General features: G+C 66.1%; 16 protein-coding genes. 13 read left to right on the top strand and 3 right to left on the bottom strand.

The genetic code is table 11. The features are described from left to right. Positions 1 to 27 precede the first annotated feature (27 nt). The 7 genes from C7402_RS19755 to C7402_RS19725 all read left to right on the top strand — a co-directional run bounded on the left by C7402_RS19755 (position 28) and on the right by C7402_RS19725 (position 10,663). Positions 28 to 972 (top strand): glycosyltransferase family 2 protein, encoded by a 945-nt coding sequence (locus C7402_RS19755; protein WP_112172510.1) that lies wholly within the window; start codon positions 28 to 30, stop codon positions 970 to 972. Between the two features lie 38 nt (positions 973 to 1,010). Then, positions 1,011 to 2,282 carry a polysaccharide biosynthesis/export family protein gene (locus C7402_RS19750; RefSeq protein WP_116611765.1) on the top strand — a complete coding sequence of 424 codons (1,272 nt, stop codon included), beginning with the start codon at positions 1,011 to 1,013 and terminating at the stop codon, positions 2,280 to 2,282. A 24-nt stretch (positions 2,283 to 2,306) separates the two neighbouring features. Beyond that, complete coding sequence (locus tag C7402_RS19745) at positions 2,307 to 4,697, top strand: polysaccharide biosynthesis tyrosine autokinase (protein ID WP_116611764.1); 2,391 nt, start codon at positions 2,307 to 2,309, stop codon at positions 4,695 to 4,697. 92 nt (positions 4,698 to 4,789) lie between these two features. Beyond that, complete coding sequence (locus tag C7402_RS19740) at positions 4,790 to 5,962, top strand: hypothetical protein (protein ID WP_116611763.1); 1,173 nt, start codon at positions 4,790 to 4,792, stop codon at positions 5,960 to 5,962. Between the two features lie 154 nt (positions 5,963 to 6,116). Continuing rightward, positions 6,117 to 7,442 (top strand): hypothetical protein, encoded by a 1,326-nt coding sequence (locus tag C7402_RS19735; RefSeq protein ID WP_133254509.1) that lies wholly within the window; start codon positions 6,117 to 6,119, stop codon positions 7,440 to 7,442. A gap of 96 nt (positions 7,443 to 7,538) precedes the next feature. Continuing rightward, positions 7,539 to 8,660 (top strand): acyltransferase family protein, encoded by a 1,122-nt coding sequence (locus tag C7402_RS19730; protein WP_165841925.1) that lies wholly within the window; start codon positions 7,539 to 7,541, stop codon positions 8,658 to 8,660. Positions 8,661 to 8,950: 290 nt separating this feature from the next. Beyond that, positions 8,951 to 10,663, top strand: coding sequence for a glycosyltransferase family 39 protein (locus C7402_RS19725; protein WP_116611760.1), 1,713 nt, complete (start codon positions 8,951 to 8,953; stop codon positions 10,661 to 10,663). Between the two features lie 51 nt (positions 10,664 to 10,714). On the opposite strand, the gene C7402_RS19720 is transcribed toward C7402_RS19725, so the two are convergent. Beyond that, positions 10,715 to 11,965, bottom strand: a complete 1,251-nt coding sequence (locus C7402_RS19720; RefSeq protein WP_116611759.1) for a hypothetical protein — start codon at positions 11,963 to 11,965, stop codon at positions 10,715 to 10,717. A 163-nt stretch (positions 11,966 to 12,128) separates the two neighbouring features. On the opposite strand from C7402_RS19720, the gene C7402_RS19715 reads away from it, so the two are divergent. Further along, the gene (locus tag C7402_RS19715; RefSeq protein WP_116611758.1) at positions 12,129 to 13,691 is read left to right on the top strand and encodes a hypothetical protein; all 1,563 of its coding nucleotides are present in this window, start codon (positions 12,129 to 12,131) and stop codon (positions 13,689 to 13,691) included. Between the two features lie 128 nt (positions 13,692 to 13,819). On the opposite strand, the gene C7402_RS19710 is transcribed toward C7402_RS19715, so the two are convergent. Both C7402_RS19710 and C7402_RS19705 read right to left on the bottom strand, forming a co-directional pair. Continuing rightward, entirely contained in the window at positions 13,820 to 14,797 is a 978-nt protein-coding gene (locus C7402_RS19710; protein WP_165841924.1) for a glycosyltransferase family 2 protein, read from the bottom strand. 195 nt (positions 14,798 to 14,992) lie between these two features. Next, a complete protein-coding gene (locus C7402_RS19705; protein ID WP_244314884.1) occupies positions 14,993 to 16,240 on the bottom strand; it encodes a glycosyltransferase family 4 protein in 1,248 nt (415 codons plus the stop codon). 182 nt (positions 16,241 to 16,422) lie between these two features. On the opposite strand from C7402_RS19705, the gene C7402_RS19700 reads away from it, so the two are divergent. From C7402_RS19700 to C7402_RS19680, 5 genes are all read left to right on the top strand, one after another. Beyond that, the gene (locus C7402_RS19700; RefSeq protein ID WP_116611756.1) at positions 16,423 to 17,589 is read left to right on the top strand and encodes a glycosyltransferase family 4 protein; all 1,167 of its coding nucleotides are present in this window, start codon (positions 16,423 to 16,425) and stop codon (positions 17,587 to 17,589) included. 471 nt (positions 17,590 to 18,060) lie between these two features. Further along, positions 18,061 to 19,203, top strand: a complete 1,143-nt coding sequence (locus C7402_RS19695; protein WP_244314883.1) for a glycosyltransferase family 4 protein — start codon at positions 18,061 to 18,063, stop codon at positions 19,201 to 19,203. 114 nt (positions 19,204 to 19,317) lie between these two features. Then, entirely contained in the window at positions 19,318 to 20,637 is a 1,320-nt protein-coding gene (locus tag C7402_RS19690; RefSeq protein WP_116611755.1) for an FAD-binding oxidoreductase, read from the top strand. Further along, positions 20,637 to 21,380, top strand: coding sequence for an SDR family oxidoreductase (locus C7402_RS19685; protein WP_112172497.1), 744 nt, complete (start codon positions 20,637 to 20,639; stop codon positions 21,378 to 21,380). The genes C7402_RS19690 and C7402_RS19685 overlap by 1 nt, the downstream gene beginning before the upstream one ends. Further along, a complete protein-coding gene (locus tag C7402_RS19680) occupies positions 21,377 to 21,802 on the top strand; it encodes a GtrA family protein (RefSeq protein ID WP_181565592.1) in 426 nt (141 codons plus the stop codon). Before C7402_RS19685 ends, C7402_RS19680 begins: the two co-directional genes overlap by 4 nt. Positions 21,803 to 21,921: the final 119 nt, after the last annotated feature.

The following is a 21,921-nucleotide window of genomic DNA, read 5'->3' as shown; positions in this document are numbered from 1 at the left end:
CAAGCTTCACCCGGGGGAGTCAAGGACGTGAGCCAGGCATTCAGCCTTTCCGTGGTCGTGCCGACCTATCGGCGGCCCGCCGATCTCGCACGCTGTCTCGCAGCGCTCGACGCACAGGAGCGCCCCGCCGACGAGGTGATCGTCGTGGCGCGCGCCGACGACCACGCCACGCACGACCTGTTGCGCACGCGCGTGAGCGGGCCCGGCACGCGCAATCTGCGCGTCGCGCCCGTCACGCAGCCGGGCGTAGTCGCCGCTTACAACATGGGCCTCGAAACCTCGCGCGGCGAACTCGTCTGCTTCACCGACGACGACGCCGCGCCGCATCCCGACTGGACGAGGCGCCTGGAAGAAGCCTTCATCGACGACGACACACTCGGCGGCATCGGCGGGCGCGACATCGTGCACGAACGCGGCACCGTGCTCACGGGCGCCGCGCCCAACGTGGGGCTCGTACGCTGGTACGGCCGCGCGATCGGCAATCATCACATCGGCGCGGGGCCGCGCCGCCGCGTGCAGGTGCTCAAGGCCGTGAACATGGCGTTCCGGCGCGCGGCCGTGACGGGCATACGCTTCGACGAACGGCTGCTCGGCAGCGGCGCGCAGGTGCACTGCGAAATGCAGTTCAGCCTCGACGTCGTGCGCCGCGCGTGGACGCTGATGTACGACCCCACTATTCTCGTCGATCACTTCCCGGCACAGCGCGCGGACGAAGATCAGCGTTATGTGTTCAACCGCACGGCGTTTTACAACGCTTCGTTTAATCTGCGACTCATCATGCGCGACCACCTCTCACCGGCAGGTCGCTGGGCTTTCATCTTTTACGCCACGTTGATTGGCACGCGCGCGGACCCGGGGCTTGGCCGTGCGCTCACGCTGGCATTCGGCCGGACCGGGCCGACAGTCGCCATGCAGCAGTGGTGGATTGGTGTACGCGCTCTTTTTGGCGCCTGGCAGCAGGACAGACGCTGAAAGGATCGGCGCGCACGTGTAACGCGGGGAAACTGACCATGCAGACAAAAAACATCATCGCGGGGTTGGCAGTGTTGTCGCTCGGCGCGTGCAGCTTGACGCCCGGCGGCTTCTTTGACGAAAGCAATTTGCGCGAACCCGCGCCTCCCGCGCAGCAGACGGCGCCGCCGGTCTACGACGTGCTGCCCATCAACGCGCAATACTTCATTCAGCACCCTGACGACAACGCGGCGTTGCTCACGTGCCCGCTGACGTGCCTCACGCCCGCCACGCGCGCGGCGTACGTCTACCATATCGGCATCAACGATTCGCTTCAGGTGATCGTTTGGGATCACCCCGAGCTGACCTCGCAAGGCGGCGCGGGCACCGGCACGCCTCCGCTGCCAGGCGGCACGGCGGGCGGCGTGACGGGTGGCGCGGCCGCGGGCGGCGCAGCAGGCTCGGCGGGCGGCGCGACGGGCGGCGGCGGCACCCTGGGCGGCGTGTCGGGCGGCGGCCAGATCGGCGGGCTCGAACTGCGCGTGGCGGCCGACGGCACCATCTTCTTTCCGCGCGTAGGCCGCGTAAAGGTGGTCGGCCTGACCGCCGAAGAGGTCCAGCAAAAGCTCACGCAAGGCTTGAGCCGCACGATCCGCAATCCGCAGCTCGACGTGCGCGTCACGGGCTTCAACAGCAAGCAGATCCAGGTGCTCGGCGACGTGCGCGTGCCCCAGGGGCAGGCGATCACCGACATGCCAATGTCGATCGTCGACGCGCTCAACCGCGCGGGCGGCGCGCAGCAGGACGCCGACCTGCAAAACGTCGGCGTGACGCGCGATGGCGTACGGCATCAGATCGATGTCGATTCGCTGGTCTCGACGGGCAACATTCAGCAGAACGTACTACTTCGCGACGGCGACATCGTTGACGTGCCCGATCGCAGCAACAGTCGCGTGTTCGTGCTCGGCGAAATCGCGCATCCGTCGATCGTGCCGATGAACCGCGGCAAGCTCACGCTCGCCGACGCCATCGCGAACGCCAACAGCATCGACAACCGCACGTCGAATCCGCACGCCATTTACGTGATTCGCGGCATCGACCCGCAGCCGGGCCCGAACCACACGGTCAAGACGAAGCTCGCCACGCCGCAGGTGTTCCGCCTCGACATGACGCAGGTCGACTCCATCATGCTGATGACCCGGTTCGAACTGGCGCCGCGCGATGTCGTGTACGTGCAGATTGCCCAGTCGGCGCGCTTTAACCGCTTGCTCGACCTGATTACGCCGTCGTTGCAGACCATCTTCTTCACGAAAGAACTTGTGAACCCCTGATATCCGCGACCGAGAGAGCTGACAATGAGTACCTATGACATTGAAGACATCTCGCCAGCCCGCGGGGGTGACGAGGACGAAGTGATGCGCGATCTGGTGCGCATGGTCGTCGACCAGATCTGGTGGGTGATCGGCATCGCGGCGCTGGTGCTGGGAGCGGCGATCTTCTACGCCCAGACCGCAACGCGGATCTACTCGGCCGACGCCATGCTTCAGATCGACCCGTCGCAGCAGGGGTCGGCAACCGCCGCTGCGATCGGCTCACTGTCCAGCGCCGGCAGCGGCATGATCCACACCGACGCGGAAATCGAGATCATCAAGAGCCGCAGCGTGGTCGAGCCCGTGGTCGAGCAGTTCAGGCTCAACTTCGGCGCGGGCCCGAAGATGCTGCCGTACCTCTCGCGCATCTCCCAGTTGTTCGCGCGTCCGGGCCATCCGATGCCGGCCTGGTTCGGCATGCGCTCGTACGCCTGGGGTGGCGAGCAATTCGCCGTCGATTCGATCACGGTGCCGAAGGCGCTCGAAGGCGTGCAGCTCACACTGCGCGCGCGCGGCGAGAGCCGCTTCGATCTCCTCGATCCGGCGGGCCGACTGCTGCTGTCAGGAAAGGCCGGCACGCAGGCCGAGGGCAACGGCGTCACCATCAAGGTGACGCAGCTCGTCGCGCGCCCCGACACCGAGTTCTTCATCACGCGCGCCAACCAGCTCGACGCCGTGATGGGCCTCGTGGGCGGCCTGCAAGTCATGGAGCGCGGTCACGACACCGGCATCGTGCAGCTTTCGTTCATGGGCACGGACCCGAAGGCGATCACGGCGATCACGAACGCCGTCGCTCAGTCGTACCTCGCGCAGCGCACCACGCGCGCGCAGGAGGAAGCGAGCAAGATGCTCGACTTCCTGAACAGCGAACTGCCGCGGCTGCGCCAGGATCTCCAGCGCGCGGAGCACGCGCTCTCCGAATACCAGGCGCGGGCGGGCACGTTCCAGCCGACGGCCGAGGCCTCGGTGTATCTGCAAGGCGGCCTCGACTATGAAAAGCAGATCGCCGCGCTGCGCATCGCGCGCGCGCAACTGCTCACGCGCTTCACGATCGACAGCCCCGAAGTCCAGCAGACCGACGCGCAGATCGCGGCGCTTTCCGCCGAACGCGCGCGCTTCGAAGACCACTTCAAGGACCTGCCGGGATCGGAGCGCGAAGCCGTCTCGCTGCAACGCGACGCGAAGGTCGCCAACGACATCTACGTCGCACTGCTCAACCGAACCCAGGAACTGTCGATCCAGAAAGCCGGCACGGTCGGCAACGTGCACATCATTGACGAGGCGCTCGTGCCGACCGTGCCGGTCGCGCCCAAAGCCGGCCTCATCATCTCCGCGGGGGCGCTCCTCGGCGTGCTCGCGGGGATCGCGTTCGCGTTCTGCCGCCACATGTTCATCACGGGCATATCGGACCCCGAAACGATCGAGCGGCGCTTCTCGTTGCCGATCTTCGGCTCGATTCCGCTCTCCGCCGAGCAAACGCGCAGCGACCTGAAGATCGCCAACAGCAAGCAGGCCGCCCTGCCCGCGCCCGAGCGAAACGGCGTGATGCGTGCGGTGCCTTCGGGTGTCGCGCGCCTGATCCGCCCGCGTGCAGCCCGCCCGAGCGAGCGTGGCCACATGGCGCAGTCGGACATGGTGCCGGTTCCCGCGCCCCATGCGCCCACCCGCGCGCTGCTCGCCAAGACGCATCCGTTCGACGTTTCGGTCGAGGGTTTGCGGGGCTTGCGTGCGACGCTCCAGTTCGGCCTCGTCGACACGCCCAACCGCATCATCGCGTTCACGAGCCCGACGCCCGCCGACGGCAAGAGCTTCCTTTGCGCGAATCTCGCCGCCCTGTTCGCCGAGTCGGGCAAGCGCGTGCTGCTGATCGACGCGGACCTGCGCCGCGGCCGCCTCGCGCAGTACTTCGGCCGCTCGCCGCAAGGCGGCCTGACCGAGCTGCTCACGGGTCAGGTCGACTTCGATATCGCCGCGCGCGCAACCGGCGTCTCGGGGCTGCACTTCATCGCGTCGGGTGCCTACCCGCCGAATCCTTCCGAGATCCTGACGTCGAGCCGCTTCACGGAGATGCTGCGCCGCTTCTCCGAAGAATTCGACCTCGTGATCATCGACACGCCGCCGCTGCTCGCCGTGGCCGACTCCTCGATCGTCGCGAACATCGCCGGCGCAACGGTTCTCGTGATCCGCGCCGGTGCGCACACCGAACGCGAGATCGGCGCTTCGCTCAAGAAACTGCAACGAGCGCGCGCCCGGGTGATAGGCGGCGTGCTCAATGCCGTGGAACTCAAGCGTGGGGCCCGCTACGGCCACTATGACTACGCGTATGCCTACACGTACACCACCGACATGTCCGGATCGGACTATCCCAAGCCCTGACGCGAGCCCGCGGGACCGTGCGAACGTGCGAACGTGCGAACGTGCGAACGTGCGAACGTGCGGCCCCGCGCTTCCTGACTTAGGAGTGTCCCATGTATCGGCAGCAGCGCCTCGGAGCGCACATTACGCGCAGCGTGATGCTTCTGTGCACCTACCTGCTCGTCGCGGCAGCCGCCGTTTGCGGCAATTACGCCAAGCACAGCTTTGGTGACGGCAACACGGGCACCTCGCTCACGGAGATTATGGACGGCACGGCCGAGCGGCCGTACGTCTACCGGCAACTGCTGCCGACCATCGCGAACACGGCCGAGCGGCTGCTCCCGCAGCCGCTCAAGACGCGCTTTCTCGAGCATCTCGCCCAGGACGCCCCGGCGCACAACCCGCTGCGCGCCACCTTCACACGCGCGAAGAGCACGGACGATCCCGCTTACGCACTGCGCTATTACGTCGTGTACGGCCTCTCCTTCTGCTCGCTGCTCGTTGCGATGCTGATGCTGCGGCAGGTCTGCCTCGACCTCGCCGGCGACGAAGTGGCCGCCACGCTTGCGCCTCTCGTCCTGGCCATCGTCATGCCGGCCACCTACTTCTATGATTTTCCCGAGCTGATGTTCATGGCGACCGCCGTCTGGCTCGCGTGCCGGGCGAAGATCGCATGGCTCGTGGCGCTCACGCTCGTGGCGACGTTCAACAAGGAGTCGTTCCCGGTTTTCGCGGTGACGCTCTATCCGTTCCTGCGCCTGCGCGCCTCGCGCCGCGCGGCCGTGGCGTGCATCGGCGTCTGCATCGCCGCGGGCGCGCTCGTCAATGCGCTCGTCAAATACCGTTACGCAGGCAATGCGGGCGACCCGGCGCTGTTCAATCTCTGGTTGAACCTGCGCTTCTATGCCAACCCGCGCAACTACTTCCTGACCGAGTGGACCTACGGCATTCCGCTGCCACGCCCCACCAATATCGTCATCCTTGGGCTGCTCGCGCTGCTCGTCTCCACGGGCTGGAGCGCGCTGCCAAAGTGCGCGCGCCGCCATGCCCTGCTCGCCGCCGCGTGCAATGTGCCGCTCTTTCTCGCGCTCGGCTACGTCGACGAAGTGCGCGCGCTCAGCATGCTGGACGTGAGCGCGGCGCTGCTGTTGTGCACCACCGCCTCGGTCTTTCTCGCCGGCGCCGGCTCCAGGCGCCAGACCGGGGCTGCCGGGGCCCGTGGCTCGTTTGCGGTGACGGGCGGCGCGCCGCCCGGGCGCCCGGCCGAGGCAGTCAACGACATCTAGGCAGTGCGCAAACAGCCGGTGGTCCACCGCCAAAGCAAGTCAACCACAGCAGGTCAACCACAGCGGGTCGACCACAGCGGGTCAGCGACAGCGCGTCGACTCGAATCGGCACGCGACGACGGCCGACCGGTTCAGGAAAAGCAAGGGGGAAGCTGTGAAACGAGTGAATCTCTGGATCGTCCTGGCGCTCATGGGCGTAGGCGTTGCGCTTGTCTGGGGCGCCACCGCAAACAAGCCCGAGAGCCTGAACTGGAGCGGCTACGGCTATACCGACTGGCTGATCACCTATGACCACGGGTTCGTCCGGCGCGGCCTGGGCGGCGAGCTGCTCGGACTCGTGCGCGAGAAGGCCGACTGGATCAGCGCGATCAACCACCTCGTGTTCGTGAATTACACGGTGCTGTGCGTGCTGCTGTTCGCGCTGTGGCGCGCCTCGCGCTGGCAAAGCACCCCCGCGATCCTGCTCGCGCTGCTGCTGCCGGGCGGGCTCGTGCACATGGCCCTGGGCGGCGAGTACTTCTTTCGCAAGGAGATGCTGTTCCATATCTCCCTTGCGATCGACTGCCTGCTTTATATCTCCATCTGCCGCGCCGGCACGGATGCGAGGCGCTTGCCCGCCGCCTGGCTGTTCTTCGTCGTCTTCCTCGCGCAGTGCGTGGCGCTTCCGCTCGTGCACGAAGGATTCGTGTTCATCTCGTTTCCGGCCTTCTACCTGCTCGCGCGACGCGTCGCGCAAATGCTCGCCCCCACGCATCTCACTTTCACATGGCTCGTCCGGCTCGGTCTTTTCATCCAGCTGGTCATGCTCGGCGTGTGCTTCCTGTGGCGCGGCAGCCCACAACTCGCGAGCGAGATGTGGATGACCCTCGACCCGGCGCTGCGCGCCCTGTTGTCGCCGAAATCGCCGGACATCCCCTTCGGCGCGGTCACCGTGCTCGGCTGGAGCACGCTCGCCAATCTGGCCATGTCCCTGCACGTCGTCGTGTCGGGCCAGTTCTGGGAGTGGGCTGTCGGCGCCATCGGCATTAGCGCGGTGCTCGCCTTCATCACGTCGCGGCGCGATGCCAGCGCGGGCGTGTGCTCTCCCGACCTGCTGCGCCGCCATCTCGCGATCCTGTGGTTTCTCGCGCTCTGCTCGATTCCGATCTTCATCCTGGCGATGGACTGGGGGCGCTGGCTTTCGGCCGTCGCGCTGTCGTACCTCATGCTGCTGCTCGCCGACGGCACTGGGTCGATCACCACGCCCGACGTGATGAGCCGCGTTCCCGCCGCCCTGCGCGCGCGGCTCGAGCCCTGTTTCCAGTACGTGTCGCGCGACCTGATACCGGCAATCGCATATCGAAGCGGCCGCCACGGTAAAGCGCTTTTCTTCCTCTCGCTGTTCTACTGCCTGACTTTCCGGCTGCCCGAATGCTGCATGTTGATGGGCTTTAGCCCCTTCTACCGGTTCCGGCCGCTGATCGACCAGTTCTTTCATTGAATCGCCCGAGGGGTCGGGCATCCCGCGTACGGTCCGCACGCGACCGTACGCAACCACATGCAACGCCGCACCTCACCAGGTAGCGAGACACCAACAATGAAAAACAATTCCAGCCGGGGCGCGAACGGCAAGATCGATTATCTCGAAGCGCTGCGCTTCCTCCTCGCGTGCCTCACCATGGCCTGGCACTACTATTATTTCGGACCCCTACTCGGTACGATCAGCGCCGATCCCGTGAATTTCCCGGCGCTGCGCTACTGTTCGTTCGGCGTCGACATTTTTTTCGTCCTCAGCGGATTTATCATCATCGGTTCGGCGCACTCGCGCAGCCCTGGGCAATTCCTCACGAACCGGCTCGTGAGGCTCGGGCCGTGCCTGCTCGTTTGCGCCCCGATCACCTTTGCGGCGAACTTCGCCGCGGGGTACTCGCCTTCGTCCCTCGGCCTGCTCAGCTCCGTGCTCGTGCTGCCGCTTCCGCTCATTTACGGCGTCGACTGGTCGTACTGGTCTCTCGGCACTCTCGTCACCTTCTACCTGATCGTGTTCGCCGCCATGCACTTCGGCGACATGAGCAAACACGCCTTGACGCTCGCGCTGCTGCTCGCGCTTTACAGCGCCGCGACGCTCGTGCCCGGCTTTGCGTTCACCGCCGGCCCGACGACCCCTTACCCGTTCGAACGATACGCGCCGTTCTTCGCGGCCGGCATCCTGCTTTACCTCATCATCATCAAAAGGCGCTACTCGGCCGTCGTTCTCCTGGCGCTCGCGACCACGTTCGTCCTGATCGCCATTCGCTCGTGGATGGAGGCCGCACGCATTTCCGAGCTGCTCACGAAAGCGAGCCCGGCCCCCATCAGCGGGCCCTTCATGGCGCTGGCCGCGCTCGGCATCTTTATCTGCTTTACGCGCAAGGCGAACTACGCGTGGCTCCAGCGGCTCTACTCGGTCCTGGGCCGCACGGCCTACCCGATCTATCTGGTCCACCAGAATCTCGGCTACATGATCATCAGCTTCGCCGAGAAGCGGCTGCATCTCAGCCTCGACCTGCGGCCCTATGTGATGGTGTTCATGGTCCTGCTCTCCGTGGTGATCGCCGTGTATATCGAACCGCGCCTCGCCGTGCGTTACCGCCAGTTCCTCAACCAGTTTGCCAGCATGAAGCGCCCGATGTGGGCCCGCGTGCGCGGCTCGAAGGCGGGGGTACGCGACCTCGAATAGCCCAGGCCCCTGCCGATACCGCCGCAGCACAGCACGGCACAGCACGGCGGCGTTCGCGCGCCCCGCTGCGAGCGATGGTGCGTTGCCGTACAGAGCACGAACGCGACCACTCGTAGCATCACGGCTGACAATGCCGCATGCTCCCGGCACGGCGCTGCTGCCACACGCGACCGGCGAGGGCCGCCGCACGTGCAGGCCCCGCGCACGCAAAGCCCGCGTCCGTCGTCCCCTCGCCGTCGCCACGGGACGGCGCGCTCCGGCATCCGGACCTTCATTCGGGCTTCGCGCACATGGACACGCTTTTCACCACCAAACCGCTCGCGAGCGAGCGCCGCGATTACGCCGCCATCCTCCTGCCGGTGGCAATCTGGCTCGTCGCCGTCATCGCCGCCGATCCGCGCGGCAACATCCCGCTGAACGACGACTGGTCGTACGCGCTCACGGTGCGCACGCTGCTCGAAACCGGCCAGTTCACGCCGGGCGGCTATACCTCGATGACGCTGATCGGGCAGACCCTCTGGGGAGCGCTCTTTTGCCTGCCGTTCGGCTTCTCGTATACGGCGCTGCGCATCTCGACGATCGTTGCCGGCGCCATCGGGCTGGGTGCGTTTGCGCTGCTGCTCCAGGACGCGGGTTGCGATCGCCGCAAGACCATTGCGGCGACGCTGGTGCTGGGCTTCAATCCGATCTGGCTCGTGCTGTCGGTATCGTTCATGACCGATATCCAGTTCGCCGCGTACTCGATCGTCGCCACGATGTTTTTCTGCCGCTTCCTGCGCACCCGCAAGACCGGCGTGCTGCTCGCCGCCATCGTCTTCGCGCTCGCCGCGGTTTCCGTGCGCCAGCTCGGCCTGAATCTGGCGATGGCGATGTGCGCCGCGCTCCTGCTCGAATCGCGCAAGGACAAGCGCGCGATCGCGCTCAGCGCCTCCGGGGTCGCGGCCAGCGTTGCGTTCCTCGTCGGCTTCGTGTTCTGGCTGCACGCGCGCGACGCCGTGCCGGCCATGGCGAGCGCGCCCACCGACTCGTTTGGCCGCTCACTCGCTTCACTGCACACCTTCGCCATGAAGCTCGAGCAGTTTGCGCGCGGCATCCTCGTGCATATGGGCTGGTTCCTCTGCCCCGTGCTGCTCTGGCGCGCGCCCCAGATGATCGCGCAATACAAACAGCAACGCCACGGCCGCCGGATCCTCATTGGCGCCGCTGTGTTCGGTCTGGTCTGGTTCGGCCTGATGGCCGCGGTCCGGCCGCTGCCGCTCGACTGGGTCACGATCAACGACGGCGGTCTCGGCCCCGTGCGGCTTCACAGCGCGCCGGGCACGCTGCCGGGACCCGCGCCGCTGCCCAAGGCATTCTGGCTGCTCATGACGTTCATCGCGGTTGGCGGCGCGACGCTCATGCTGCTCGAATTGGGGCTGGTGGTGCGCTCGCTCCTCAATGCACTACGCAAGCGCCAGTTTGATGGCGCGGCGACCTTGCGCGCGTTCCTGCTGTTCAACGCCGTCATCTACCTCGCGCCGCTTTTCGTGGCCGGCTACTTCGACCGCTATCTGCTCGTGCCGACCTTCGCGCTGCTCGCCCTCTTCACGATCGAGTGGCAGGGGGCCGCGAGCGCCGAGCCCACGGAAAAAGCGCGTAAGGGCATGCGTACGTACGGCGCGGCGGCCATGTTCGCCCTCGTTCTCACAGGTGCCTATGGTGTGGCCGGGACCCATGACTACATGAGCTGGAACCGCGCACGCTGGAGCCTGCTCGACACGCTGCTCAACCGGGGCGTGAAACCGGCGCAGATCGACGGCGGAGAGGAGTTCAACGGGACGTATCTGTACGACCCGAACTACGTCGAGTCGCCGACAAAGAGCTTCTGGTGGGTCATCGACGACGAGTATCTCGTGCAGTTCGGCGGCCAGGACGGCTATCACACGGTCGCGAGCGTCGACGTGGACGGCTGGCTGCCCAACTTCCGCACACAGCTTCTGGCGCTGCGGCGCGATCCGCGCTGACTGCGCACTGACCGCGCGGTGACTGCGCGGTGACTATATCGCGCGCGCCGATTAGCGCGGCGACATCGACGGGCTCGCCTGCGATTCGTGACGGGCGGGCATCGCAAGTGCCGGCGCACCCCGCGGCGCACGCTCCATGTACACCGCGATGCCCTCGCACAGCAGCAGTGCCGCCGTCACGTAGAGCATGCTGAGTGCGCGCACCTCATCCCCCCAGCCAAACAGCAGATAAAGCGGCACATTGATCGCGAGGGCGATCAAAGCGTGCTGGCGCGCCGCGCCTGGCAGCCGCTTCCAGCCTGTGCGGACGATCGTAAAGAGTACGAACAGGATGACGATATTGAAGCCCTTCGGCAGCAGAATCCCATACGTCCAGTCGCTGAGCAGATAGTTGCGCGGATTGGCGAGAAAACGCAGGTTGGTCATCAGGTTGAATTGCGCGAGATCGCCCGGATTGCCGGCGTAGCGCAGTTTCATGATCACGTTGACAACGCCCGCGGCCAGCACGCAGGCGCCCACCACCGCGAGGGCGTGACGCAGCGACACGCGCTCGCGCAGGAACGGATAGAGGCACACCGCAAAAAACAGGAACGATTCCTTGTTCAAGGTCGCCAGCGGCGTGAGCAGGATGAGCCAGATGCCCTTGCCGCGCGCAGCGAACCAGACCGCGAGCGCCATGAAAAAGAGCTCGGGAAAGTCCCATAAGTTGCCGGCCGGCATGGCCAGCGCGAAGGCAAGCGGTGCGAGCGCCGCCGCCGCCGGCTTGCCGGTCAGCTCCAGGCACACGGCGCGCAGCATCAGCATGCCTGCCAGCAGCGCGGCGAAGTCCATGAAGTAGACAAGGTGGTAGCGCAGCGCGTAGCGGGGATTGCTCGCGTCGGTGGCGCGCGCGAATGTGTTGGCCAGCCAGTTGTGCTTGGGGTAGTCCTGCTGGAGATGCGCGATCAGACGGTCCGCGACTTGCGCGGGTAGCGCTTTTTCGGCCAGGTTCGCGGCATAGGGCACAAGCTGGCGATACACATACGGACGATCCGCCGTGGCGTCGAGCATGAGGGGCAGCGCGTCGTGCGCCGAGTCGTCGCGCAATGCGTACTTCGCGAAGAAGCCGCAGAACGACGCGGCCGCCACCAGCACGTACAGGCTCACCAGCAGGGCGCGGCAAGCGAGCGCCCGCGTGGTCGAACCGGATCCATCAGAACTCGTCATCACCGACTCCGTAAGCACGTCGATCCCCGCGCGCGCGACGGGATAGTGTTCGACGATACCAGCGCCGCCCTTGCGGCAGCGTTCGATGGACAACATTGGCCGCGCGGGCGAAGCGACTGCGCGATGCCGCACAGACGTACGGTGCGCCGACGTTCAGGCTTCACATGCTCGACACAGGTGCGAGCCCTTTCAGATGCGCGCGAGGCGTCCTCACCGACCCGCGCAGCCCTGTTCGAAGCGGACATTCAGCGAGGTTTTCATGCAACGCGCAGATCGAGGCCGCCAATTTCCGCCCTTTGGCGTCAAAGGTGCGGTGCTGACGTTCTTCATGTGCTTTTTCCTGTTCATGTCGAGCGGCAGACTGGGCAGCTTCGATGCGGGCCAGCAGCTTGGCGCCACCGTGCTCGCCATCGAAACCGGCCATCTGGGCACGGCGCGTCCGCCCAATGCCGTCACGTGGGTGCCGGGCCCCGACGGCCTCTACTACGAACCGCACGATCTTGGCGCGGTGCTGCTGATGTATCCGGCCACATGGATCGCTTTGAAGACCGCTCACGTCCACGGCGACGAGGCCGCGCGCAATCCGCCGCTCGCCGCCCGGGTGGGCGTGGCGCTGACCTATTCGCTGTCCTCTGCGATCGGCTGCTATTTTCTGTTTCTGTTGTTCGCCGGATTCTATAGCGTGCGCGAGGCGTTCCTGATTTCCTTTGCGTTCGCGGCGGGCAGCTTCTTCCTGCCCTATGCAAAGAGTGCGTGGGACGTGCTGCCGTGCGCGTCGGCGGTTTGCGCATTCCTTTACTACGCCCAGCGCATCGCGCGCCGCGAAACCGCCCTGCGCGTGTTCGTGGCCACGGGCGCGTGGCTGGCCGTCGCCTGCACGTTCCGCTATTCGATCGGCCCGGCGCTGCTCGCCGCACTCGCCTTCGTGGCGTGGAAGAGCCGCGCGCCCTGGCGGGGCTGCGCGAGCGCGCTCGCGGCGTTCTTCGTGCTGCTCATTCCCACGTTCCTCTACAACGTCGTGCGTACGGGTTCGTTCGTCGTTCCTGCCACGGCGTCCGACTATTATCTGCACGGACTGAACGCGATGGACGGCAACCCGCTGGTCGGGTTCGCGGGGCTGCTGTTCGGGCCCAACCGGGGCCTTTTCATCTACTGCCCGATCCTGCTGGTCGCGCTGATCCTGCCCTCGGCCTGGCGCGAACTGAGCGCGCCGCAAAAGCGGCTCATCAAGGGCATGTTGCTCGGCAGTCTGCTTTACACGCTCATGATCTCGCGAATGGCCCACTGGGGCGCGTTCGGCTGGGGCCCGCGCTATTTGCTGCCCTTCCTGCCCGTGTTCTTTCTCGTCGCCGGCCCGTGCCTCGTCCATATCGCGCGACGCTCGCGCCCGGCAGCCAGTGTGATTGTCATCGCGGCGCTCGCCTGGAACCTCGCGCCCGCGACAACGAACTGGCATGTGCCCCTCGCCGAATATCCCGGCGCATCGTTGCAGGAAAGCCTGCATCCGTACGCGCTCGAAGGCAGTTGGACCATGCTCGAGTACGGCCTGAACGGCCAGCCCGCGGTTTTTGCGCTCTCGGACCCGGCGTTCGCACTGCATGACGACGGCCGCCGCTTTCCCGACTTCTGGACCGCGCGGCTGATCGAGCGTGCGCCGCTCGGGACCGCCGCCGGCTGGTTCATCATCGCCATGCTGCTCGCAGGCATGGCCGCCGCGCTGCGGCGTATCGTGCCCGAAGTACCCGAGGTGCCCGCGCCGGGCCGGCGCCCGCACACGCTCGGTGCACCTGCGCGCGCCGCCATGAGCGACGGTGTGGATTGAACGTCACCGGAGCGCGCCGGGCGCAACCCGCGCGAACTTCGCGCTTGCCACAGGCGCAAGCGAATCACGACCCACGACCCACGACCGTTATGCGGCGTTCCGGGGCGCGCGGGCGCGCGCCCGGTCGCTCAATGAGCGGCGGTGCCGGCGCCCGGCAGGCAGGCGCGCCACGCCTTTGACGTGCGGATGATCGGCAGAATCTGCGAGAGCGCACCGCGCTTCGCGAGGTATAACGTCAGGTGACCGAAATAAACGACGAGAAATGCGGCGAAGCGCAGCGGAGCGCGCTCGATCACGCCGTACCGCTTCACGCCGATATAAAGCCGCGCGGCTTCGCAGCACACCTGGTAGCGGGTCAGGCCCGTCGCCATCTTCGTGCCGTTGAGAACGCCACCGCCCGGCATCGTGTCGAGCGAGCGCATACGGGGTTCCAGCTCGATGGCGTAGCCGTGCCGCAATGCGCGCAGGCACAGCTCGGCGTCTTCGGTGCCGAAGAAGATGTTCTCGTCCCAGAGGTCGCGCGTAAAGAGCGCGAGCGGAAACATCGAGCAATGCATGTTCACGCATTGCGGCACGTCGCCTCGCGTGAAATAGCACGCGAACGATAGCCGCAGCGGCCAGCACTGATGGAGATACGGACCGCTCGATGCGCCGCCGGTCAGGATCGTCGTGGCCCGCCGCGCTTCGGGAAGATCGAGCAGATGCGCCGACGCCTGCTCAAAAAAATCAGGATCGACGAGGATATCGTCGTCAACGAACGAAACGTGGCTACAGTATGGCGCCTGCTCCAGGCAATGCCGCACCGCGTTGTTACGGTTCGCGCAAACGCCGCGCCTCGGACCGGTGAGATACACCACGCCCGGATGGGCCGCGACTGCCGCCTGATTCGCCGCACGCACCGCCGGGTCCGGCGAATCGTCGCTCACGAACACCATCGCGGGCCGCAGCGTGCAGCGTTCGAGATTCGCGAGGCAGGCTTCGAGGCGTTCGACGCGGTTCATCGTCGTGATGCAGACGGCGAACGCCGGCTGCGACGCAGCGCTCTCGCCTTGCGAAACCGGCATCTCAAGTGGCGGCACTGCGGATATGTTGGTATGTGTCGTCATTCTCTGCGCTCCTCGCGCGCGGGGGATCGTGAATTCGCGGTGCGCTCCAGCATGGCCGAGGCCAGTGCATGCGCGGCAAGCGGGCAAACCGGGCGTCATGTCCGCGCACCGCTCGCTCCGATCGTAGAAGTACGCGCAGGGGGAGTCTGTACGCGCGCACACCCTCTCGCGCACGCGCGCGCGGCGCGCGTCGGCTCATCGGGATTTCGCGGTCTGGCTCCCGTCATCCGCGCGCGCCAGCAAGGTCCGCATCCGGTCGAGATAGACCTCGACGGAAAAGCGCTTCGCCACCTCGGCGCGGGCCTCGAGCACGAGCGCGCTCGCCAGGGCGGGCGCACCGCGCAAGGTTTCAATCGCCTCGGCGAGCGCTGCCGGATCGCCCGGCGGCACGAGCCAGCCATTGCGCGCGTGCTCGACGATTTCGACTACGCCCCCCGCCGCCGAAGCAATCACCGGCCGGCCGGCGGCCATGCCCTCGACGATCACGCGCCCGAACGGTTCCGGCTCGGTCGACGTGTGCAGGATCACGTCCATGGCCATCATCCACGCGGGCATGTCGTCGTGAAACCCGGCGAAGATCACGCGGTCCTGCACGCCGAGCCGCGCGGCCTGCTCGTGCAGCGCCTCCACATACGCCTCTTCGCCGAACAGCGCCGAGCCCACCAGCACGAGATGCAGATGCGGCAGCCGCGCAAGCGCTTCGAGCGCGATGTGCTGGCCCTTCCACGGCGCGAGCCGCCCGAACAGGCCCGCGAGGTAGACGCCCTCCGGCAGCCCGAGCCGACGGCGCAACGCACCGACGTCGGACACTTGCCGGCCACTGAACGCGCCGAGATCGATTCCATTGTGGACGACCGGCACCGCGTCGGGCGCGCAATGCGCGAGCGCCACGAGCGACTGCGCGGAGGCGCGCGAATTCGCGACCACGTGATCGACGGCGTACCGCACGAGCCAGCGCACCACGAACCGCTGGAGCAGGCCGAAATGCTCGCTCGACATCACGTCATGCAAATACCAGACGATCTTCTTGCGATGCAGGGGCTTGCCGAGCGCGCCCAGCACGAGCGCCTTTTGCGTGTTCAGGAACAGGATGTCGAAAGCGCGCGCACGCCGCGCGATCGCGCGGACCTGGCGCAGGATGCCGGGCAGCGCGCGAAGCCAGTTCAGACGTACCGTATCTTTGCGGATCTGTGAAACGCTCGCCTCGCACACGAGGCTGACCGGCACGCCGAGCGATTCGAGCCGGGCGCGAAACGGCCCGTCGGAGAGGAGCAGCACTTCATGGGGCGCGCCCCATGTCGCCGCGAGCGGCATCAACGAGAACTCGGCGCCACCTAATTGCCCGCTTTGATCGACGAACAACACGCTAGGCGAGTTCGTGCGCACAGCAGACGACGTCTGGTCGGACGAAACGGCAACGGGCGACGATGCGAGCGTAGGCATGGCGGCAGGTCCACTCCGGTTGATCGGAGTCTCGAAGCGAGACATCTGGTTAGACGAGATTATTTGCTCCCCACGCGTGAAGCAGTGTGGCCGCCCGCACTTACGAGCGCTAGTCTCGGCCCTACTCTGTGCATGTGAGCCTGTTTATGGGCTCGTGCGCCACCAGGAGGAGAGACGCTGTCATGAAAGTGGCCATCGTGCACGACTGGCTCGTCGTCTCCGGCGGTGCCGAGAAAGTGCTTCAGCAGATCATTGAATGCTTCCCCGACGCTGACCTGTTCAGCCTCGTGGACTTTCTCGAAGACCGCTCGATCGTACGCGGCAAGTCCGTGCAGACTTCGTTCATTCAGCATTTGCCGTTCGCGCGTCGCCGCTATCGTGGCTACCTGCCGCTAATGCCGCTCGCCGTCGAGCAGTTCGATCTTGCGAGCTATGACCTCATCATCACCAGTTCGTACGCGGTCGCCAAAGGCGTGCTGGTCGGCCCCGACCAGACCCACGTGAGTTACGTGCATTCGCCGATCCGCTACGCCTGGGACCTCCAGCACCAGTACCTGCGCGAATCGCACCTGACGCGCGGCATGCGCTCGTGGGCCGCGCGCGCGCTGCTGCACTATCTGCGCAACTGGGACTCGCGCTCGGCCAACAGCGTCGACCAGTTGCTGTGCAATTCGCATTTCGTCGCGCGGCGCATCATGAAAACGTATCGCCGCGAAGCGTGCGTCGTGGCACCGCCCGTCGATGTGCAAGGGTTCGAGCTGCACCCCGAAAAGGAAGACTTCTATCTGTGCGCCTCGCGCATGGTGCCGTACAAGCGCATCGATCTGATCGTGGAAGCCTTCGCCGCCATGCCCGAGCGTCGCCTCGTGGTGATCGGCGACGGGCCGCAGATGGCTGCGGTGCGCGAGAAAGCCGCGCCCAATGTGAGCATTCTCGGCTATCAGCCCTTCGAGGTGCTCAGGGATCACATGCAACGCGCGAAAGCCTTCGTGTTTGCCGCCGAGGAAGACTTCGGCATTGCCATTCTCGAAGCCCAGGCGTGCGGCACGCCGGTGGTCTGCTACGGCAAGGGCGGCGTGCTGGAAACGGTCATACCGCTGGGCGAGCCCGAACCGACCGGCATTTACTTTCCCGAGCAGACGGTGCAGTCGCTGAGCGCCGCAGTCATGGCATTCGAGCGCAGCATCCACAGCTTCACCCCGCAGTCCTGCCGCAAGAACGCCGAGCGATTCTCGCCCGCCGTGTTCCGTCGCGCGTTCATGGTCGAAGTGATGCGGACCATTGCGGCTCAAAGCATGATTCGTGATATTTCGCACACCGAAGAAGAAATGCGCCTGATTGTGCGGTAGCGCACGCTTCGACGCACGTCTTGCAACGTGTATCCCTCGACGCGTGCCCACCCTGCGTGCGGCACGCGCTGGTCTCCCCTGCATTCAGGCGAACCTCAATCCCCTGGCCCAGGCACGGCGCGCCTCGAATGGAATCGAGGCACGCGTGTGCGTTGTGCGTTCCCGTGCCGCTTCCTATCGCTTCCTATTGCTTCCTATCGCACGAAGTCGAATACCATACAGTTAGCTAACCGTAACGAAAAAAATCGCAGGCAAATGTAATGCCATCGTCAGTTGGGGTAAGTGCGGAGGGCCACGCATGCTAAATGATTGACCACGAATAATAGCCAGCAGAAAAACTTACTTCTCGCGGGCAAAAAGGTCATGTTCAAGGAAACCACATCGGCAAATCCGCCTATCCTGGCGCCAGGCATCCTCGCGACAGCGGAGACCTGTGTCGAAACGCGGACGCGGCAGGAGACCGCGAGCGTCTTGTTCGTTGACCAGAGCGGACAACTGGGCGGTGCGGAATTCTCGCTGATGCCGCTCGCGGCCACATGGGACGCACGCCGCGAAGTGCTGTTGCTCTCCGATGGGCCGTTTCGCGAACGGCTCGAATCGCTCGGCGTGCCGGTGAGCCTCGCGTGCGAGGCGAGCGTTTCGGGCATTCGCAAGGACACGCTGCGCCTGCATTGGCTCGGCGCGTTGCCGGGCATCGTGCGCCAGGTGCGCGCGATCGCTCGCCACGCCGAGCACTTCGACATCCTCTTTCTCAACACGCAGAAGGCGCTCGTGCTCGGCGCGCTCGGCAAGCCGCTGCACCGCAAGCCCATCGTCTGGCATTTGCACGACATCATGTCGAGCGAGCATTTCGGGCCGCTGCAACGGTTCGTGGTGCGCTGGCTCACGCGCCATGCCGTCGATCACGTGATCGCGAACTCGCGCGCATCGGCCGATTCGCTCGTGGCGCTCGCGCGTTGCGCGCCGGAAAACGTGCCGGTCGTCCACAACGGTGTCGATCTCGACGAGTTCCGCTGCGAAAGTGCGCCGGACATGGCCGGGCTGCGCGGTCAGTTCGGACTGCCGGAGAACGTCTATCTCGCGGGGCTGTTCGGGCGGCTCGCGCCGTGGAAGGGTCAGCACATCGCGCTCGAAGCGCTGGCGCGCGTGCCGGACCTGCATCTCGTGCTGGTCGGCTCGGCCCTCTTCGGTGAACAGGAGTATGTGAAATCGCTGCATGCCCAGGCCGCGCGGCTCGGCGTGCAGGACCGCCTGATCTTCGCCGGGTTTCGCGACGACATGCCTGCGTGGATGAAGGCGGTCGACGTGATCCTGCACACCTCGACGGAGCCCGAGCCGTTTGGCCGCGTGATCATCGAGGGCATGGCGGCGGGGCGGCCCGTGATCGCGGCGGCGGCCGGAGGCGTGACCGAAATCCTCCGGCATCGGACAAATGGCTGGCTGGTTCCGCCACGCGACGTGACGGCGCTCGCCGACGCGATTGAAGTCCTGCGCGCCGCGCCCGAGATGGCGAATCGCCTCGCGGCGCAGGCCCTGGACGATGTCGCGCAGCGCTTTTCAGTCGGCGCTTACCTCGATCAGATGAAACGGGTGATTGCAGGCACTTCCGGGTGAACTGCCGGGTGAACGTGCAAACACATGCCGTTGTGTGCCTCGGCTAACGGTTGGCGGATAGTGGCGTACCTAAGATGGGAACATGTTTACGTCACTTCGTACCGACTGCAAATCATGAGCGTATCGAAGCTCAGTTCATGGGGCCACTACCCGTACGCACCGCAAACCGGACGCACGCCCGGCTGGCGCGAAAGCGTGCAGGCCGCGCTGCGCGAGGCGGGTGGCGGCTCGGGCACCACACTGCCGTTCGGCAACGGGCGCAGTTACGGTGACAGTTGCCTCGCCGCCACCGATCACGTGGTGGCGCTGCGCGGCCTCGACCGCTTCATCGCCGCCGACTGGAAAACCGGCGTCGTGCGCGCCGAAGCCGGCGTGACGCTCGGGGAAGTGCTCGCGCTTTCGGTGCCGCGCGGCTGGATGCTGCCCGTCACGCCCGGCACGCAGTTCGTCACGCTGGGCGGCGCCGTGGCCAACGACGTGCACGGCAAGAACCACCACGTGCGCGGCACATTCGGGCGGCACGTGCGGCGCTTTTCACTGCTGCGCTCCGAGCGCGAACCGCTCGAATGCGCGCCCGGCGAGCACACGGAGTTCTATCGCGCGACGATCGGCGGGCTCGGGCTCACGGGCATCGTCGAATGGGTCGAGCTGCAACTCGTGCCCGTGGCGTCGAGCCGTCTCGCCACCCAAACCATTCCGTTCGGCAACCTCGACGAATTCCTCGCGCTCTCGCACGAATGCGATGCGCAGCACGAATACGGCGTGGCGTGGATCGACTGCCTCGGGCGCGGCGCGTCGCTCGGGCGCGGCATCTATGTCTGCGCCGACCACACCGCCGACCGCTGCTTCGACATGCCCCGCAGCCGCATGCGCGGCGTGCCGTTCGCGCCACCGTGGTCGCCCGTGAACCGCTACACGCTCAAGCTGTTCAATGCGTGGTACTACCGTCGCGAGGCCGCCAAGGCGGGCCCCGCCGTGGTCGACTACGCGAGCTACTTCTACCCGCTCGACAGCATCCAGAACTGGAATCGCCTGTATGGGCGGCGCGGCTTTCAGCAGTATCAGCTCGTCGTGCCGGACGCCTGCGCGCGCGACGCCCTGCATGCGTTCCTCAACGCGATCGCCTCGTCGAACGCAGGCTCATTTCTCGCCGTGCTCAAGCGCTGCGGCCCGCTCGTTTCGCCGGGGCTGCTCTCGTTCCCGATGCAGGGAATCTCGCTCGCACTCGACTTTCCCCAGCACGACAGCCGCAATGCCACGCTCTTCGCGCGGCTCGACGCGATCGTGCGCGAAGCGGGCGGCCGCCAGTACCCGGCCAAGGACGCCCACATGAGCGGTGCGGATTTTCGCGCCGCCTACCCTGCGTGGCAGGCGCTCGAACAACTGCGCGATCCGGCCTTGATGTCGCGCTTCTGGCAACGGACAACCCGGTAATGGACAAGAACATTCTGATCGTCGGCGGCTCATCGGCCATTGCGGTGGCCTGTGCGCGCGAGTGGGTCAAGCGCGGCGCGAACCTCATGCTGGCCGGCCGGCACCCGGCGCGGCTCGAAGCCGTCGCGCAGGACCTGCGCGTGCGCGGCGCGGGCCGGGTCGGCACCTTCGTGCTCGACGTCAACGACTTCGACCAGCACCGCGCCATGCTCGACGCGACGCTCGCCGAGCTGGGCCGCATCGACATCGTGCTGCTCGCGCACGGCACGCTTTCCGATCAATCGGAGTGCGAACGCGACCCGCAGGCCGCGGTGCGCGAAATCACCGTGAACGCGCTGTCCACGATCGCCCTGCTCACGCTGCTCGCAGGCGTGTTCGAAGCGCAAAAGAGCGGCTCGATCGCCGTGATCTCGTCGGTCGCGGGCGATCGCGGGCGGCCCTCGAACTACGTGTACGGCACCGCCAAGGCGGCGGTGACGACCTTCTGCGAAGGGCTGCGCGCGCGCCTGTTCAAATCGAACGTGAAGGTGCTGACGATCAAACCCGGCTTCGTGAACACGCCGATGACGGCCGGACTCGCGCTGCCTGGCCCGCTCGTCGCCAGCCCCGAGCGCGTGGCCAACGACATCGTGCGCGCCGTGGAGCGCGGCAAGGATTTGATCTACACGCCGTGGTTCTGGGCCGAAATCATGCTCGTGATCCGCTCGCTGCCCGGCTTCGTGTTCAAAAGGATTTCGCTATGAGCAGTCCGGCCACCGGCATGACGCTGAGCCGCTCTCGCCTCGTGTTCTGGTATGCGGTGTTCGCCGCCATTTCGATCGGCGCGAACCTGGGCAGCCAGAGCCTCACGTTTCATCTGTACCAGGGCGCGTATGCGGTGCCGCTTTCGGTATGCGTGGGCACGGGCGTGGGTCTCGTCGTCAAGTATCTGCTCGACAAGGCCTGGATCTTTCGCTACGAGCACCGCAGCGTCGCGCACGGCGTGCGCACGTTCACGCTCTATGTCGCCATGGGGCTCGGTACGACGGTCGTGTTCTGGATCGTGGAGTTCGGCGCGGATGCGCTCTTTCACGGCGAAACCGCGCGGCTCGCCGGCGGCGCGCTCGGTCTGGTGATCGGCTATGTCACCAAATACCACCTCGACAAGCGCTTCGTGTTTGCGTGAGCGCCCGCGTGAGTATGCGACTGAGCGTGAGCGCCGGTGCGGTGCCGCACAGAGACGGCGAGGCACCGCCGCTACGATGAGTTCTCGCACCGGGGGGTGTGCGCGCGTTGTGCGCGCCG

It is taken from the genome of Paraburkholderia unamae (genome assembly GCF_003096875.1).
Lineage (GTDB): Bacteria > Pseudomonadota > Gammaproteobacteria > Burkholderiales > Burkholderiaceae > Paraburkholderia > Paraburkholderia unamae.
Note: the sequence above shows the minus strand (reverse complement) of the source record. Positions and strands in the feature narration are given on the sequence as shown.

Bases quoted from the DNA above. Each gene is read 5' to 3' on its own strand.
- C7402_RS19750 (WP_116611765.1), top strand. From the start codon at position 1,011: ATGCAGACAAAAAACATCATCGCGGGGTTGGCAGTGTTGTCGCTCGGC.
- C7402_RS19745 (WP_116611764.1), top strand. From the start codon at position 2,307: ATGAGTACCTATGACATTGAAGACATCTCGCCAGCCCGCGGGGGTGAC.
- C7402_RS19740 (WP_116611763.1), top strand. From the start codon at position 4,790: ATGTATCGGCAGCAGCGCCTCGGAGCGCACATTACGCGCAGCGTGATG.
- C7402_RS19730 (WP_165841925.1), top strand. From the start codon at position 7,539: ATGAAAAACAATTCCAGCCGGGGCGCGAACGGCAAGATCGATTATCTC.
- C7402_RS19725 (WP_116611760.1), top strand. From the start codon at position 8,951: ATGGACACGCTTTTCACCACCAAACCGCTCGCGAGCGAGCGCCGCGAT.
- C7402_RS19720 (WP_116611759.1), bottom strand. From the start codon at position 11,965: ATGTTGTCCATCGAACGCTGCCGCAAGGGCGGCGCTGGTATCGTCGAA.
- C7402_RS19715 (WP_116611758.1), top strand. From the start codon at position 12,129: ATGCAACGCGCAGATCGAGGCCGCCAATTTCCGCCCTTTGGCGTCAAA.
- C7402_RS19710 (WP_165841924.1), bottom strand. From the start codon at position 14,797: ATGACGACACATACCAACATATCCGCAGTGCCGCCACTTGAGATGCCG.
- C7402_RS19705 (WP_244314884.1), bottom strand. From the start codon at position 16,240: ATGCCTACGCTCGCATCGTCGCCCGTTGCCGTTTCGTCCGACCAGACG.
- C7402_RS19700 (WP_116611756.1), top strand. From the start codon at position 16,423: ATGAAAGTGGCCATCGTGCACGACTGGCTCGTCGTCTCCGGCGGTGCC.
- C7402_RS19690 (WP_116611755.1), top strand. From the start codon at position 19,318: ATGAGCGTATCGAAGCTCAGTTCATGGGGCCACTACCCGTACGCACCG.
- C7402_RS19685 (WP_112172497.1), top strand. From the start codon at position 20,637: ATGGACAAGAACATTCTGATCGTCGGCGGCTCATCGGCCATTGCGGTG.
- C7402_RS19680 (WP_181565592.1), top strand. From the start codon at position 21,377: ATGAGCAGTCCGGCCACCGGCATGACGCTGAGCCGCTCTCGCCTCGTG.